Origin of the sequence: Neoroseomonas soli, from assembly GCF_018129065.1 — a bacterium.
Taxonomy (GTDB): domain Bacteria; phylum Pseudomonadota; class Alphaproteobacteria; order Acetobacterales; family Acetobacteraceae; genus Neoroseomonas; species Neoroseomonas soli.
Window position 1 is genome coordinate 1 of record NZ_JAAEDM010000013.1, and the last position, 12997, is coordinate 12997.

A 12997-nucleotide genomic window follows, 5' to 3' on the forward strand; every position below is an offset into this window, starting at 1 on the left:
GCCAGGGTGACCAGCCCCGCCCCCGCCCGCCGCGCCCCCGCCGCCGCGAGCCGTGCCGCCCCGGTCATCCCGGCGCCGGCGAGGATGGTCACATGCCCGCGCGTATATTTGTGTGCCGCGATGCCCGGTTCCGGCAGCCGCCACAGGCCGGGGGCATTGCGCCAGGCGCGCGGCGCGACCTGGTCCAGAACCGTGCCTGGAAGGCCGATCTCGGCCAGCATCGTCTCGCCGCAGAGTTCCCGCCCCGGCAGCAGCAGGTGGCCGGGCTTGAGCCGGAAGAAGGTCACGGTCACCGCCGCGCGCGGGGCGAAGCCGCGCACCTGGCCGGTCGCCCCGTCGAGGCCGGAAGGGACATCCACCGCGAGCACGGGGCCGCGCGCGGCGGCCAGCGCCCCTGCCACCACCCCCTCGACCGGGCGGGCCAGGCCGGCACCGAAGACGGCGTCGATGACCAGGGCGGCGCGCGCCGCCTCCTCCGCCGCGAAGCGGACCATGGGGCCGCGCCAGCGGGCGGCGGCGAGGGCGGCGTCACTGCCCTCCTGCGGCGGCGCCAGGGCTGCGACCGCCACGGGCCATCCCGCCTGTTCGAGCAACCGTGCCGCGACATAACCATCCCCGCCATTGTTCCCCGGCCCGGCCAGTACGAGGGTCCGGCAGGGGCGGAAGTGGCGCATGGCGGCGCGGGCCACGGCGCGCCCGGCGGCCTCCATCAGCCTCTCCCCGGGAATGCCCCCGGCGATGGCGAGGGCGTCGGCGCGCCCCATCTCCTCCGGTGTCAGCAGCGCGAGGGGACTTGCGGCAAGGCTCATGTCGCCGAACACTCCATGGACGAAGAACCAAACAAGGGAGGCAGAAATGACCCAGCAGGGTGGCCCCGAACGATCGGTCCATGAACTCTACCGCGATGACCCGGAACGTGCCGATGCGCTCGCCTGGGGGCGTCGCGGCGTTCTGAAGGGCGCGGCGCTCGCCGCCATGGGGACTGCTCTCGGCGGCACGATCCCCTTCGCCCGCCAGATGCCGGCAGGGCTTTTGCCGGCGGCGCTCGCCCAGGGCCAGGGCGGGCCGCAATTCCTGGAGATGGAAGGCAAGGCACGCCTGATCCTGCAGGGCGAGCGTCCGCTCAATGCGGAGACGCCGGAGCATCTGCTCGATGACGACGTGACCCCGGCGGACAAGTTCTTCATCCGCAACAACGGCAGCGTGCCCGAGGCGGTCGCCGATCCGCGTACCTGGAAGATCACCATCGACGGCGAGGTGAATACGCCGATCGAGCTGACGCTTGGCGACCTCGAGCGCCGCTTCGAACTCGTCACGCGCCGATTGCAGATGGAATGCGGCGGCAATGGCCGTTCCGGCTTCTCACCGCAGGCGGCCGGCAACCAGTGGGGCAACGGTGCCATCTCCTGCGCGGAGTGGACCGGCGTGCGTTTGCGCGACGTGCTGCGCGCCGCGGGCGCCAAGGACAGCGCGAAGTTCACCGGCCATCACGGGGCGGACAGCCACCTCTCGGCCCAGGGCCCGGCGATCAGTCGCGGCATGCGCATCGAAAAGGCGATGGACGAGGACACGATCATCGCCATCCGCATGAACGGCGCGCCCATCCCCCAGATGCACGGCGCGCCGACGCGGCTGATGGTGCCGGGCTGGCCGGGTTCGCTCAGCCAGAAGTGGTTCACGCGGATCGAGTTGCGCGCCTCGCCGCATAGCGGGCGGGGGATGGGCGGCACCTCCTATCGCGTGCCGGTGCGGCCGATCGTGCCCGGCAGCCGCAACAACGGCGCCGACTTCGCGGACCTGGAGAGCATGCCGGTCCGCTGCGTGCTGACGAGCCACGCGCACGGCGCGCGCCTGCCGACGGGCACCCGGGCTCTCGACCTGCGCGGCCAGGCCTGGGCGGGCGACCTGACGGTTTCCGCCGTGCATGTCTCGGTCGATTTCGGCGCCACCTGGCAAGCGATGACGGTCAACCCGCCCCCGAACCGCCATGCCTGGCAGCGCTGGACGGGACGGGTCGCCCTGCCCTCCGACGGGTATTTCGAGGTGTGGTACCGCGCCACCGACAGCAACGGGCGGATGCAGCCACATGTGGCTGCGAACTGGAACCCGCAGGGCTACGGGGCGAACCCGATCAGCCGCGCGGCGATCCTGGTGGGCTGATGCGGGGCGCGCTTCTGGCGGCCGCGGGCGTTCTGCTCGCGGCCTCCGCCGTGCTGGCGCAGGACCCCGACCTCGCCCGGCGCCAGGCCGAGGCAGCGGCGGCGATCGCCGGGCGCGCGGAGGAGGAGACGGTCCTCGCCGAGGGCGAAGGCCGCTCGGAGGTCTTCGCCTATTGCACCGTTTGCCACAACACGGCGCTGATCCGCCGCAGCGCCTTCACCCGCGACCGATGGGACGAGTTGATGGACTGGATGGCGGAAAAGCACGGCATGAACCCGCTGGAAGGCGAATTCCGGCAGGCCATCGTCGACTACCTGGCGACTCATTACGGACCGCGGCAGCGCGGCCCGCGCGGCGGCAATCCCTTCCTGGACTGACCGGCCGGCGCCCGGCGGGGAGTTCCCCTCTCCCCGCCCCCCGCCTATTCCGCAACCTCTGCTATCCTGTCACTTGCAATCGGAGTCGCGCATGGCCTTCGTCATCGCTGTCGCGCAGCGCAAGGGCGGTGCGGGCAAGTCCACCATCGCCGCCAACCTCGCCGCCGCCTTCGCCGAGAGCGGGGACCGCGTGGCGCTGCTCGACATGGACCCGCAGCGCAGCCTCGCCCGCTGGGACGAGTTGCGCGGGCGCAGCCCCAAGGCGCGCCCCCTGCATTTCGAGGCGCCTTCGGGCTGGCGCGTGCCGTCGATCCTCGACCGGCTGCGGCAGGAGGCCGACGTCGTGCTGCTCGACACCGCGCCGCATGACGACAGCGACGCGCGCACGGCGATCCGCGCCGCCGACCTCGTGCTGGTGCCGCTGCAGCCTTCGGCCGTCGACCTGTGGTCGATGGATGCGACGCTCGACCTCGCCAAGAAGGAAGGGCGGCCCGTTTCGCTGGTGCTGAACCGCGCGCCCGCCTCGGGCCGGTTGCTCGACCAGGTGAAGGCCGCGATCCAGGAACGCGGGCTGCCGCTCACCGCTGCGGCGCTCGGCAACCGCGCCGCCTTCGCCCAGGCCTTCATGGCCGGGCTCGGCGCGGTGGAGGCGGCGCCGAAGGGCGTGGCGGCGCAGGAGACGCGAGCCCTCGCCGAGGCGCTCCGCAGGCTCGAGGGACGCTGACATGGCTACGTTGCTCTATGTGCTGCACGTCCTCGGGGCAGTGCTCTGGGTGGGGGGCATGGCCTTCGCCCTCTTCGCGCTGCGGCCGGCGGCGCATGAGGCGCTGGAGGCGCCGCAGCGCCTGGCGCTGATGCTGGGCGTGTTCCGTCGCTTCTTCCGGGTGCTCTGGCATGTCGTGCCGATCATCCTGCTGACCGGCTGGACGATGCTGGGCTTCTGGTATTGGGGTTTCGGCGCCAGCATCTGGCATGTGCACGTCATGCATGGCACGGGCCTCCTCATGGCGGGCATCTTCGTCGCCGTGGCGCTGGGACCGTTCCGCGCGATGCGCGCTGCCCTCGCCGCGGGCGACCGGGCGAAGGCGGCGGCGGCACTCGACAGGATCCGCAAGGGCGTCGCGCTCAACCTGGCGCTGGGCCTGCTGACGGTGGCCATCGCGGCCTGGGGGCGCTTCGGCGGATGAGCGCGGCAGAAATCAAACGCTTCGAGATCGTCGAGGACGCCGCCCCGGAATTCGAGGCGGTGGGCGCGATCCAGCGCGGCCTGCACGAGTTCAACCAGGCCATGGGCGGCCCCTACGACCGCGAGCCGGTGACGCTCCTGGTCCAGGATTCCGACGGGCACACCTTCGGCGGCCTGCTCGGCCTGACCTTCTGGGGCTGGCTGTTCATCGACTGGCTGTGGCTGAGCCCGGAACTGCGCGGCAAGGGCTACGGCGCCGAACTGCTGACGCGCGCCGAGGCGATCGCGCGGGAGCGCGGCTGCACCAACGCCTATACCGACACCTTCTCCTTCCAGGCGCCGGGCTTCTGGCAGCGAAACGGCTATGTGGAGTTCGGGCGGCTGGACGGCATGCCGGCGGGGCATGCGCGGGTGTGGTTCAGGAAGGCGCTGTAGCGGCGGTGGCCCGGCCGTGATCGCACTGCGCCTGTCGCGCATCGCGCTGACCAAGTCGGTCGCGCTCCTGTTCACCTTGATCGCCTTCGGCAACCTCACCGACTACGGCACCAACTTCGCCTTCGTGCAGCACGTGCTGGCGATGGACACGACGTTCCGTTCGCCGGGCGTGATGTGGCGGGCCATCACGGATCCGACCCTGCATCATGCCGCCTATATTCTGATCATCGCCTGGGAGGCAGCGACGGCGGTGCTGCTCTGGGCCGGCGTGATGCGACTCTGGAGCGCGCGGGGCGGCACCGCGGCGGCGTGGAATGCGGCGCGCGGACCGGCGATCCTCGGGCTGACAGCGGGGGCGCTGCTCTACGGGCTCGGCTTCCTGGTCGTCGCCGGGGAGTGGTTTTCCATGTGGCAGTCGCGGGAGTGGAACGGGCAGGCGAGCGCGGCGATCTTCCTGACCTTCATCGGGCTGACGCTGATCCACGTCTCGGCGGCGGAAACCGAATAGGCCGGCCTCACCGCTTCACGCCGAGCCGGACCTCGCGGTACCAGATGTAGAGCCCCGCCCCGACCAGCACCGCGATCCCGGCAAAGTCCCACCCATCCGGCAGTTCCGCCCAGACGAAGGCGCCGAGCGCCGTGGTCCAGACGATCCCCGCATATTCGAAGGGCGCGAGGAGCGTCGTCTCCCCGCTGCGATAGGCGTCCGTCATCAGCACCTGGGCCAGCGCCGAGACCAGGCCGATCCCGATCAGCAGCGCCCATTGCCAGCCGTTCGGCCAGACCCAGACCGGCACCGCCGCGATCCCGGCCAGCACGGCCGAGCCGGCGGCGAACCAGAAGACGATGGCGACGGAATTCTCCCCCGCCTCGCCCATGCGCCGGATGGTGATCATCGCCAGCGCCCAGCCGACCGCGCCCAGCAGGCAGAGCAGCACGGCCAGCCCCTCCCCCTGCATGCCGTCCGAACCCGGGCGGACCATCATCAGCACGCCGAGGAAGCCGATCACGACCGCGATGCCGCGCCGCCAGCCCACCGTCTCCCCCAGCAGCGGCACGGAGAGCACGGTGAGAAAGAGCGGCATGGTGAAGCCGAGCGCCGTGACCGTCGCCAGCGGCAGGTGCACGTAGCCGTAGAAGGCGCCGACCATGCCCATCATGCCGAACAGGGTGCGGGCCGCGTGGCTCATCGGGTTGCGGGTGACGAGCGCCTCTGTCCCGCCCGCCGCCAGCACCACCGGCAGCAGCGCGGGCAGCGCGAAGAGGTTGCGGAACAGGATCACTTCCGCGACCGGTATGGCCGGGCCGACGCCCTTGGCGCAGGCGGCCGCGATCGCGAAGGTGGCCGAGGCCAGCAGCACGAGGATGATGCCCCGCCGCCGGGCGCGCGCCCGGGCAGCCGGGTCGGGCGGCGCGATGGGATCAGGGGTCATGGACGGTTCCGGCGGCCAAGGTTAGGGTCGGGCGCCCATGAACGCCAGACCGCCAAAGGCGAAACCGCTCCCCGCCCATCCCGGCCTCACGGTTCTCTCGGACGAGGTGGTCTGGGACGGGCGCTTCCCGCTGCAACGCATCCGTTTCCGCCGCCGCCGCTTCGACGGCACCGAGGGCGGGGTGCAGACCTGGGAACTCTGGCGCCGGGGCGGCGCCGTGGCGGTGCTGCCCTGGGATCCCTGGACCGACCGCGTCGCGCTGATCGAGCAATTCCGCCTTCCCGCCCTCGCCGCGGGCCTCGAGCCCGTCATGGCCGAATGCCCGGCCGGCCTGCTCGAGCAGGGCGAGGATCCCGAGGATGCGGCGCGGCGGGAACTCGCCGAGGAGACCGGCCTGGCCGCCGACCGCTTCGCGCCGATGGGCCGCTACATCCTGACCCAGGGTGGCTGCGACGAGGTCATCACCCTCTTCCTCGGCCGCACGCGCCTGCCTGAGCCCGGTCATGGCGGCAACCACGGCCTCGACCACGAGCACGAGGACATCCGCGTGACGGTGATGGACGCGGCCGAGGCCATCGCCATGCTCGACGACAACCGCATCGACAATGCCACCGCCGCGATCAGCCTCGGCTGGTTCGCGCGACGGCGGGCTTCCCTGCTGCCGGACTGGACGACCTGAATGCCGACCGAACTCGTATTCCGCGACGATGCCTACGCGCAGGAGGTGACGGCCCGCGTCGTCGCCGCAGCGCCGGAGGGCGTCGTGCTCGACCGCACCAATTTCTACGCACGCGCCGGCGGGCAGCCGGGCGATGCCGGCGTGTTGCGCTGGGCGGGCGGCGAGATGGCGGTGGCCGACACGCTGAAGGGGGCGGACGACACGGTGCTGCATGTCCCCGCCCCCGGCGCCGCCCTGCCGCCCATCAGTGCCGAGGTGACGGCGGCGCTCGACTGGGCGCGGCGGCACCGGCTGATGCGGATGCACACCTCGATGCACCTGCTGTGCAGCCTGATCCCGGGCGCGGGCGTGACCGGCGGGCAGGTCGGCGCGGACAAGTCGCGGCTCGACTTCGACCTGCCGGACCCGCCGACCAAGGAAAGCCTCACCGAGGCCCTGAACGCCCTGGTCGCCGCCGACCATCCGGTGGGCGAACTCTGGATCAGCGAGGAGGAACTCGACGCCAATCCCGGCCTGGTGCGCACGCTGTCGGTGCAGCCGCCGCGCGGGTCGGGGCGCATTCGCCTCGTGCGCATCGGCGGTGAGGACGCGCCGGTGGACCTGCAGCCCTGCGGCGGCACGCATGTGCGCCGCACCGGCGAGATCGGCCGCGTCGAGGTCGCGAAGATCGAGAACAAGGGCAAGGCGAACCGGCGCGTGACGCTGGTCCTCGCCGGGGAGTGACGCCGATGGAAATGCTGGTTTCGACCGAATGGCTGGCCGCGGAACTGGGCAAGCCGGACCTGGTCGTCTTCGACTGCTCGACCTACCTGCCGGGCGAGCCGGGCAACAAGCATGACGGCTTCCGCGCCGCGCACATCCCCGGCGCGCGGATGTTCGACATCGACGCCATCGCCGACGACGAGACCGACCTGCCGCACATGGTGCCGACGCCGGCGAGGTTCGCGCGCATGATCGGCGCGCTCGGCGTCTCCAACGCGTCGCGGGTGGTGTTCTACGACCAGCACGGGCTGCGGTCCTCGCCGCGCGGCTGGTGGATGATGCGCCTGTTCGGCCACGACAAGGTGGCGGTGCTGGACGGCGGGCTGCCGGCTTGGAAGCAGGAAGGCCGCCCGGTCGAGACCGGCGACGCCCCTGCCCCGGCACCGGCGACCTTCGTGCCGGATTTCCGCGCCGACCGCCTGAAGGGGATCGGCGACATCAAGCGCATCGTCGCCGATGGTTCGGCGCTGATCATCGACGCCCGCGCGAAGGGCCGCTTCGATGGCACGGCGCCCGAACCGCGCGCGGGCATGCCATCGGGCCACATGCCGGGCGCGGCCAACGTGCCGGCCACCGAAATGGCCGGGCCGGGCGGCAGGATGAAGGACCCGGCGACGCTGCGGGCCATCTTCGCCGCAGCGGGGGCAACGGGCGGGAAGCCGGTCGTGACCTCCTGCGGGTCCGGCGTGACGGCCTGCGTGCTCGCCTTCGGCATGGCGCGCGCCGGCCTGCCCGAACCCGCCGTCTATGACGGCTCCTGGACCGAATGGGCGTCCCGCCCGGAAACCACCAAGGAAAAGACCGCCTGACCATGCCCGACGACGCCCACAACACGCCCTCCCCGCACGCCGCCCGCGGCTTCGCCACCCGGATGTCCCATGCCGGCCGGGCCGGCACGCGCGCGCATGGCTTCGTCAACCCGGCGGTGCATCGCGGTTCCACCGTGCTGCACCCGGATTGCGAGAGCCGCCGGACCTTCGCCAAGGACCGCTTCCACCGCGTGATGACCTACGGCACCGCGGGCGGGCCGACGCAATACGCGCTCGAGGACGTGATCTGCGAGATCGAGGGCGGCACGCATTGCGTCCTCGTGGGCACCGGCCTCGCCGCGGTGACCGTGCCGCTGATGGCCTACCTCAAGGCGGGCGACCACTGCCTGATGCCGGACAGCGTCTACGGCCCGGGGCGCAACATCGCCAACGGGCTGCTGGCGAACTACGGCATCGAGACCACTTTCTACGACCCGACCGTGGACGAGGCGGCCATGGCCGCGCTGATCCGGCCGAACACCAAGGTCGTCTACACCGAGAGCCCCGGCTCCCACACCTTCGAGCTGCAGGACGTCCCGGCCATCGCCCGCGCCGCGCATGCGCGCGGCTGCAAGGTGATGATGGACAACACCTGGGGCATCCACAACTTCATGCCGTTCAAGCACGGCGTGGACGTCTCGATCCAGGCGCTGACGAAGTATGTCGGCGGTCATTCCGACGTGCTGCTCGGCTCGATCACGACGAACACGGAGGAGGACTACGTCACCGTGCGCTCCGCCGCGTCGCAGATGGGCCATTTCGCCGCGCCGGATGATTGCTGGCTGGCGCTGCGCGGTGCGCGCACCATGCCGGTGCGCCTGAAGCACCAGGAGGAAAGCGGCCTCACCGTCGCGCGCTGGTTCGAGAACCGCCCCGAGGTGCAGCGCGTGCTGCATCCCGGCCTGCCGTCCCACCCGCAGCATGCGCTGTTCAAGCGCGACTTCACGGGTTCCTGCAGCCTGTTCGGCGTGGTCTTCCAGCCGCGCTACACGGAAGAGGAAATCTTTCGCTTCATCGATAGCCTGGCGCTGTTCGGCATCGGTGCCTCCTGGGGCGGCTTCGAGAGCCTGGCCCTGCCGACCACCGGCTTCATCACCCGCACGGCGACCAGCCCCGACCTCGGCGGCTTCACCGCCCGCATCCATATCGGGCTGGAGGATGTGGCCGACCTGATCGCCGACCTGGAAAAGGGCCTCGCGACCCTGCCGCGCTGATCGCGCGGAGCAACCGGCCCGGGCGCCAAGGCCCGGGCCGGTGACGTCTCAGCGGTTGTCGGTGGACCGGCCGACCGCGTAGCCGCCGGCCGCGCCGACGCCGGCGCCGATCAGCGCGCCCCAGCCCGCATTGCCCGAGAGCGAGCCCAGCGCGGCGCCGCCGAGCGCGCCGATGCCCGCGCCCGTCGCCGTGGACCGCTGCGTGTGCGTCATGCCCTCGCAGCCCGCGAGGCCGAGGCCCGCCACCAGCACGGCGCCAAGGCGGAGAGTCTTGGTCATGGTCATGTCGAGATCCTTCCGATCAGCGCCGGCGGGCGGCGGCCGGCCGCTGGCAGGGATAGGTCGCGGCGCCGAAGCGGAGCACGCCCTCGGCGGCCCGGGCGCCGGCATATTGCTGGTTGGCCGCGGCCCAGGACACGAAGTCCGCCGAGACGCGCTCGAGGGTCGGCGGTGTCTCCGGCATGCAGAAGACCGGCCGCGCGGCCTGGCGGCCCGAGGTGTACATCGCGTGCATCTGGCCGACCGCGACGAGCACGCCGTAGCAGGCCCCGCGCGAGGCGACCGCATTGGCATCGTCCGCCGCCGGACCGCAGAGGCGGGCCAGTTCGGCGGTGGTGAAATGGACCGTGGCGGCGGGCATGCCCGCGGCCGGCTGGCCCTGCGCGAAGGCCGGGGCGGCTGCGAAGGCGCCTGCGACGGCCACCGCGAGGCCGGAGCGCCGGAGCGCCCGAGTGATGGTACGGGAGAGCATGGTGGCCTACTTCCTCCTTGCGGGCCCGTCATGGCCGACGGACGTTACGAGGTTAATGAAGGCCGGGTAGCGATCAAGCACAACAGGCACAATGATCTGCCGCAATATTGAACACTGCGCGCCCCGTTCGCGGGACGCCCTGCCAATTCAGGCGGCGGCGCAGCGCGCGCAGAGGCCCTCGATCTCGACCGTTGCCTCGGACACGACGAATCCGGCGCGTTCGGCCGCCGCGGCGATCGCATGGGCGACCGCGTGGTCGATGATCTCCGCCGTCGCGCCGCAGCGCCGGCAGATCAGGAACTGGTGCGGGTGGCCGTGGTCGTGCGCATGGCCATGGCCCGCATCGCTGCAGCCGATATAGGCGTTCAGCCGTTCGACCTTGTGGATCAACCCGTGCTCGAGCAGGAAGTCGAGCGCGCGATATACCGTGGGCGGCGCCGCGCCGGGCCGCGCCGCCTTCAGCCGGTCGAGCAGCGCATAGGCACCGACCGGGGATTCGGCTTCGAGCACCAGCCCCAGCACCTGCCGCCGCAGCGGCGTCAGCTGCGCGCCACGCCGGGCACAGGCCTGCTCGGCCTCATGCAGGGCCTTCTCGCGCGCCGCCGCTTCCAACATGACCACTCCTCGCCAATCGGATGGAACACTATATCATCGGGCGATGCCCAGCACCGCCCGCGACGCCGTCGCCCGCTTCCTCGATGCCGTGCGCTTCGATGCCAACGGCCTCGTGCCCTGCATCGCGCAGCAGCACGACACCGGAGAGGTGCTGATGATGGCCTGGATGAACGCCGAGGCCGTGGCCGAGACGCTGACCACGGGCCGCGTCTGCTACTTCTCCCGCTCGCGCAATGCGCTGTGGCGGAAGGGCGAGACATCCGGCCAGCAGCAGGTGCTGAAGGACCTGCGGCTCGATTGCGACGGGGATACGCTGCTCGCGCTGGTGGACCAGACCGGCGTCGCCTGCCACACCGGCCGGCGCAACTGCTTCTTCCGCGCCATCCGCGACGGCGAGTTGGCGAACATCGCCGCGCCGCTGGTCGATCCCAAGGAACTCTACGGCGCATGAGCCGCGCGAAGATCCCGGTCACGGTGCTGACCGGCTTTCTCGGCGCGGGCAAGACCACGCTGCTCAACCGGCTGCTCAAGGCGCCGGAGATGGCCGGCACCGCCGTGCTCATCAACGAGTTCGGCGAGATCGGCCTCGACCACCTGCTGGTCGAAAGGCTCGACGAGGACACGGTGCTGCTCAACGCCGGGTGCCTCTGCTGCACGGTGCGCGGCGACCTGGTGCGCGCGCTGCGCGACCTCGCGGTGCGGGCGGAAGCGGGCCAGGAGATCCGGCGCGTCGTGGTCGAGACGACCGGCCTCGCGGACCCCGCGCCGATCCTGCAGACGCTGATGTCGGACCCGGTGGTGCTGTCCGCCTATGTTCTCGACGGCGTGGTGACGCTGGTCGATGCCGTCGCCGGGCGGCACACGCTCGACACGCAGGTCGAGGCGGTGAAGCAGGCGGCGATGGCCGACCGGATCGTGCTGACCAAGACCGACCTCGCCACGGCGGAGGAAGCCGAGGCGCTGGCGGCCCGGCTGCGCGCCCTCAACCCCGTCGCGCCGCTGCTGCGCGCCGTCGGCGGGGCGATCCCGCCCGCGGCCCTGCTTGGCGCCGGCGGCTTCGACACTGCGGGCCGCATCCCCGAGGTCGCCGCCTGGCTGGCGGCCGAGGCGCACCACGGCCATCACCATCATGGCCACCACCACGACCCCAACCGGCATGATGCCGGCATCCACGCCTTCGGCCTCGTCTTCGATTCGCCACTCGCCTGGGACGGCATCGCGACCTGGCTTGAGATGCTGGCGCTGACGCGCGGCGACAGCGTGCTGCGCGTGAAGGGTCTGCTGAACATCGCGGGTGAGGACCGACCCGTCGTCGTGCATGGCGTGCAGCACGTCTTCCATCCTCCCGTCCGGCTTGCAGCCTGGCCCGAGGGCCACGACCGCAGGTCGAGGATCACCTTCGTGCTCCGCAACCTGCCTCGCGCGGTGGTGGAGGAAGGGATGGCCGCTTTCCTCTCCGCCGCGGCGGAAAAGGCGAGGATCGGCACCGGCTGAGCGCGCTCCGCGCTACCGCCCCGGCAGCAGGCTGCGTTACCCTCCCTCGGGGGAACCGGAGCAATCGATGCAAGCAGCCAAGATCATCCTCGGCGTCCTCGTCGCCGTCCTGCCGGGCGCCACGGCCCAGGCGCAGGCGCCGCAGCGCGGCCAGGCCCAGGTCCAGGCCTCCACGCCGCAGCCCTTCCGCGACTGCGGTGACTGCCCCGAGATGGTCACGCTGCCGGGCGGCGCGTTCACCATGGGCGTCCCGCCCGGCGAAGAAGAGCGCGAGGGCGTGCCCGAGAACCTGCGCGGCCGCTCGGTGCCCACGGTGCGCGTCACGATCGCGCCGGGCCTCGCCATGGCGACGCGCACGGTCACGCGCCGGCAATTCGCCGTCTTCGTCAACGAGACGGGGTTCGAGCCCGGCCAGAGCTGCTGGACCTTCGTCAACAGCGGCACGACCTACGAATATGTCGAGCGCCAGGGGTTGAACTGGCGCGAGCCCGGCTTCCCGCAGGGTGACGACCATCCGGTGGTCTGCGTGAACTGGGAGGATGCGACGGCCTATGCCACCTGGCTCGCCCACCGCACCGGCAAGCCCTATCGCCTGCCGAGCGAGGCGGAATGGGAATATGCGGCGCGGGCCGGCACCACCACCGCCCGCTTCTGGGGGGACGTGACGGCCAGTGCCTGCCAGTACGCCAATGTCGCGGACCTCACGCTGGCGAGCGCGCTGAACCTCGACCGCCGGCCGCAATTCACCTTCCGCTGCAATGACCGCTACGTCTTCACCGCGCCGGTGGGCAGCTTCCGGCCGAACGGCTTCGGTCTCTACGACATGCTCGGCAATGTCTGGCAGTGGACGGCGGACTGCCTGAACCCGAACCTCGAAGGGCAGCGCGCCGACGGTGTCGCGCGCACCACCGGGGACTGCCTGACGCGCTCCATGCGCGGGGGCTCCTGGAGCCACCTGCCCTGGTACGTGCGCGCCGGCAACCGCGTGCGCGGCACGACGGTGGACCGCTTCGTCTTCGGCGGCATCCGGGTGGTGCGGGACCGCTAGCCCCCTTCCCCCCCGGCGGGGCCGCCCCTATGCA

General features: G+C 71.6%; 18 protein-coding genes. 13 read left to right on the forward strand and 5 right to left on the reverse strand.

The genetic code is table 11. The features are described from left to right. Positions 1 to 809 (reverse strand): NAD(P)H-hydrate epimerase (locus GXW76_RS07175; RefSeq protein ID WP_211861319.1); only part of this gene is annotated, 809 nt, incomplete at its 3' end. Between the two features lie 46 nt (positions 810 to 855). Between GXW76_RS07175 and GXW76_RS07180 the strand changes: the two genes are divergently transcribed. The 6 genes from GXW76_RS07180 to GXW76_RS07205 all read left to right on the forward strand — a co-directional run bounded on the left by GXW76_RS07180 (position 856) and on the right by GXW76_RS07205 (position 4666). Then, complete coding sequence (locus GXW76_RS07180) at positions 856 to 2160, forward strand: sulfite oxidase (RefSeq protein WP_211861320.1); 1305 nt, start codon at positions 856 to 858, stop codon at positions 2158 to 2160. Beyond that, positions 2160 to 2537: a hypothetical protein gene (locus GXW76_RS07185; RefSeq protein WP_211861321.1), complete on the forward strand. Its 378-nt coding sequence runs from the start codon at positions 2160 to 2162 to the stop codon at positions 2535 to 2537. Before GXW76_RS07180 ends, GXW76_RS07185 begins: the two co-directional genes overlap by 1 nt. 91 nt (positions 2538 to 2628) lie before the next feature. Further along, positions 2629 to 3261, forward strand: a complete 633-nt coding sequence (gene parA / locus GXW76_RS07190; protein ID WP_211861322.1) for a ParA family partition ATPase — start codon at positions 2629 to 2631, stop codon at positions 3259 to 3261. A gap of 1 nt (position 3262) precedes the next feature. Next, positions 3263 to 3724 (forward strand): CopD family protein, encoded by a 462-nt coding sequence (locus tag GXW76_RS07195; RefSeq protein WP_211861323.1) that lies wholly within the window; start codon positions 3263 to 3265, stop codon positions 3722 to 3724. Continuing rightward, positions 3721 to 4158: a GNAT family N-acetyltransferase gene (locus tag GXW76_RS07200; RefSeq protein WP_211861324.1), complete on the forward strand. Its 438-nt coding sequence runs from the start codon at positions 3721 to 3723 to the stop codon at positions 4156 to 4158. Before GXW76_RS07195 ends, GXW76_RS07200 begins: the two co-directional genes overlap by 4 nt. A 16-nt stretch (positions 4159 to 4174) precedes the next feature. After that, complete coding sequence (locus GXW76_RS07205; protein ID WP_338150906.1) at positions 4175 to 4666, forward strand: DUF2165 family protein; 492 nt, start codon at positions 4175 to 4177, stop codon at positions 4664 to 4666. 7 nt (positions 4667 to 4673) lie between these two features. Here the strand turns inward: GXW76_RS07205 and GXW76_RS07210 are convergent, their stop codons facing one another. Continuing rightward, the gene (locus GXW76_RS07210) at positions 4674 to 5591 is read right to left on the reverse strand and encodes a DMT family transporter (protein ID WP_211861326.1); all 918 of its coding nucleotides are present in this window, start codon (positions 5589 to 5591) and stop codon (positions 4674 to 4676) included. A gap of 37 nt (positions 5592 to 5628) precedes the next feature. Here GXW76_RS07210 and GXW76_RS07215 point away from each other — a divergent pair, with 37 nt between their 5' ends. Genes GXW76_RS07215 through metC form a run of 4 tightly spaced genes read left to right on the forward strand, consistent with a single transcriptional unit; the run spans position 5629 to position 9055 of the window. Continuing rightward, positions 5629 to 6270, forward strand: coding sequence for an NUDIX domain-containing protein (locus GXW76_RS07215; protein WP_211861327.1), 642 nt, complete (start codon positions 5629 to 5631; stop codon positions 6268 to 6270). Beyond that, positions 6271 to 6993: an alanyl-tRNA editing protein gene (locus GXW76_RS07220; protein ID WP_211861328.1), complete on the forward strand. Its 723-nt coding sequence runs from the start codon at positions 6271 to 6273 to the stop codon at positions 6991 to 6993. 5 nt (positions 6994 to 6998) lie between these two features. After that, on the forward strand, positions 6999 to 7841 hold the full coding sequence (locus tag GXW76_RS07225; RefSeq protein ID WP_211861329.1) for a sulfurtransferase: 843 nt from the start codon (positions 6999 to 7001) through the stop codon (positions 7839 to 7841). Between the two features lie 2 nt (positions 7842 to 7843). Beyond that, positions 7844 to 9055, forward strand: coding sequence for a cystathionine beta-lyase (metC, locus tag GXW76_RS07230; protein WP_211861330.1), 1212 nt, complete (start codon positions 7844 to 7846; stop codon positions 9053 to 9055). A 48-nt stretch (positions 9056 to 9103) separates the two neighbouring features. Here metC and GXW76_RS07235 read toward each other — a convergent pair whose 3' ends face one another. The 3 genes from GXW76_RS07235 to GXW76_RS07245 form a co-directional block, all read right to left on the reverse strand. Next, the gene (locus GXW76_RS07235) at positions 9104 to 9340 is read right to left on the reverse strand and encodes a glycine zipper domain-containing protein (protein WP_246513997.1); all 237 of its coding nucleotides are present in this window, start codon (positions 9338 to 9340) and stop codon (positions 9104 to 9106) included. A gap of 16 nt (positions 9341 to 9356) precedes the next feature. Further along, the gene (locus GXW76_RS07240; protein ID WP_211861331.1) at positions 9357 to 9806 is read right to left on the reverse strand and encodes a Rap1a/Tai family immunity protein; all 450 of its coding nucleotides are present in this window, start codon (positions 9804 to 9806) and stop codon (positions 9357 to 9359) included. A 147-nt stretch (positions 9807 to 9953) separates the two neighbouring features. After that, positions 9954 to 10421: a Fur family transcriptional regulator gene (locus GXW76_RS07245; RefSeq protein ID WP_211861332.1), complete on the reverse strand. Its 468-nt coding sequence runs from the start codon at positions 10419 to 10421 to the stop codon at positions 9954 to 9956. A 43-nt stretch (positions 10422 to 10464) separates the two neighbouring features. Between GXW76_RS07245 and hisI the strand changes: the two genes are divergently transcribed. From hisI to GXW76_RS07260, 3 genes are all read left to right on the forward strand, one after another. Further along, positions 10465 to 10872, forward strand: a complete 408-nt coding sequence (gene hisI, locus GXW76_RS07250) for a phosphoribosyl-AMP cyclohydrolase (protein ID WP_211861333.1) — start codon at positions 10465 to 10467, stop codon at positions 10870 to 10872. Continuing rightward, entirely contained in the window at positions 10869 to 11915 is a 1047-nt protein-coding gene (locus GXW76_RS07255; RefSeq protein WP_211861334.1) for a CobW family GTP-binding protein, read from the forward strand. The genes hisI and GXW76_RS07255 overlap by 4 nt, the downstream gene beginning before the upstream one ends. Before the next feature lie 67 nt (positions 11916 to 11982). Beyond that, positions 11983 to 12963 (forward strand): formylglycine-generating enzyme family protein, encoded by a 981-nt coding sequence (locus tag GXW76_RS07260; RefSeq protein ID WP_211861335.1) that lies wholly within the window; start codon positions 11983 to 11985, stop codon positions 12961 to 12963. Positions 12964 to 12997: the final 34 nt, after the last annotated feature.

What these genes read in the sequence shown, in the direction of transcription:
- GXW76_RS07180 (WP_211861320.1), top strand. Translation starts at nt 856, where the DNA reads ATGACCCAGCAGGGTGGCCCCGAACGATCGGTCCATGAACTCTACCGC.
- GXW76_RS07185 (WP_211861321.1), top strand. Translation starts at nt 2,160, where the DNA reads ATGCGGGGCGCGCTTCTGGCGGCCGCGGGCGTTCTGCTCGCGGCCTCC.
- parA (WP_211861322.1), top strand. Translation starts at nt 2,629, where the DNA reads ATGGCCTTCGTCATCGCTGTCGCGCAGCGCAAGGGCGGTGCGGGCAAG.
- GXW76_RS07195 (WP_211861323.1), top strand. Translation starts at nt 3,263, where the DNA reads ATGGCTACGTTGCTCTATGTGCTGCACGTCCTCGGGGCAGTGCTCTGG.
- GXW76_RS07200 (WP_211861324.1), top strand. Translation starts at nt 3,721, where the DNA reads ATGAGCGCGGCAGAAATCAAACGCTTCGAGATCGTCGAGGACGCCGCC.
- GXW76_RS07210 (WP_211861326.1), bottom strand. Translation starts at nt 5,591, where the DNA reads ATGACCCCTGATCCCATCGCGCCGCCCGACCCGGCTGCCCGGGCGCGC.
- GXW76_RS07215 (WP_211861327.1), top strand. Translation starts at nt 5,629, where the DNA reads ATGAACGCCAGACCGCCAAAGGCGAAACCGCTCCCCGCCCATCCCGGC.
- GXW76_RS07220 (WP_211861328.1), top strand. Translation starts at nt 6,271, where the DNA reads ATGCCGACCGAACTCGTATTCCGCGACGATGCCTACGCGCAGGAGGTG.
- GXW76_RS07225 (WP_211861329.1), top strand. Translation starts at nt 6,999, where the DNA reads ATGGAAATGCTGGTTTCGACCGAATGGCTGGCCGCGGAACTGGGCAAG.
- metC (WP_211861330.1), top strand. Translation starts at nt 7,844, where the DNA reads ATGCCCGACGACGCCCACAACACGCCCTCCCCGCACGCCGCCCGCGGC.
- GXW76_RS07235 (WP_246513997.1), bottom strand. Translation starts at nt 9,340, where the DNA reads ATGACCATGACCAAGACTCTCCGCCTTGGCGCCGTGCTGGTGGCGGGC.
- GXW76_RS07240 (WP_211861331.1), bottom strand. Translation starts at nt 9,806, where the DNA reads ATGCTCTCCCGTACCATCACTCGGGCGCTCCGGCGCTCCGGCCTCGCG.
- GXW76_RS07245 (WP_211861332.1), bottom strand. Translation starts at nt 10,421, where the DNA reads ATGTTGGAAGCGGCGGCGCGCGAGAAGGCCCTGCATGAGGCCGAGCAG.
- hisI (WP_211861333.1), top strand. Translation starts at nt 10,465, where the DNA reads ATGCCCAGCACCGCCCGCGACGCCGTCGCCCGCTTCCTCGATGCCGTG.
- GXW76_RS07255 (WP_211861334.1), top strand. Translation starts at nt 10,869, where the DNA reads ATGAGCCGCGCGAAGATCCCGGTCACGGTGCTGACCGGCTTTCTCGGC.
- GXW76_RS07260 (WP_211861335.1), top strand. Translation starts at nt 11,983, where the DNA reads ATGCAAGCAGCCAAGATCATCCTCGGCGTCCTCGTCGCCGTCCTGCCG.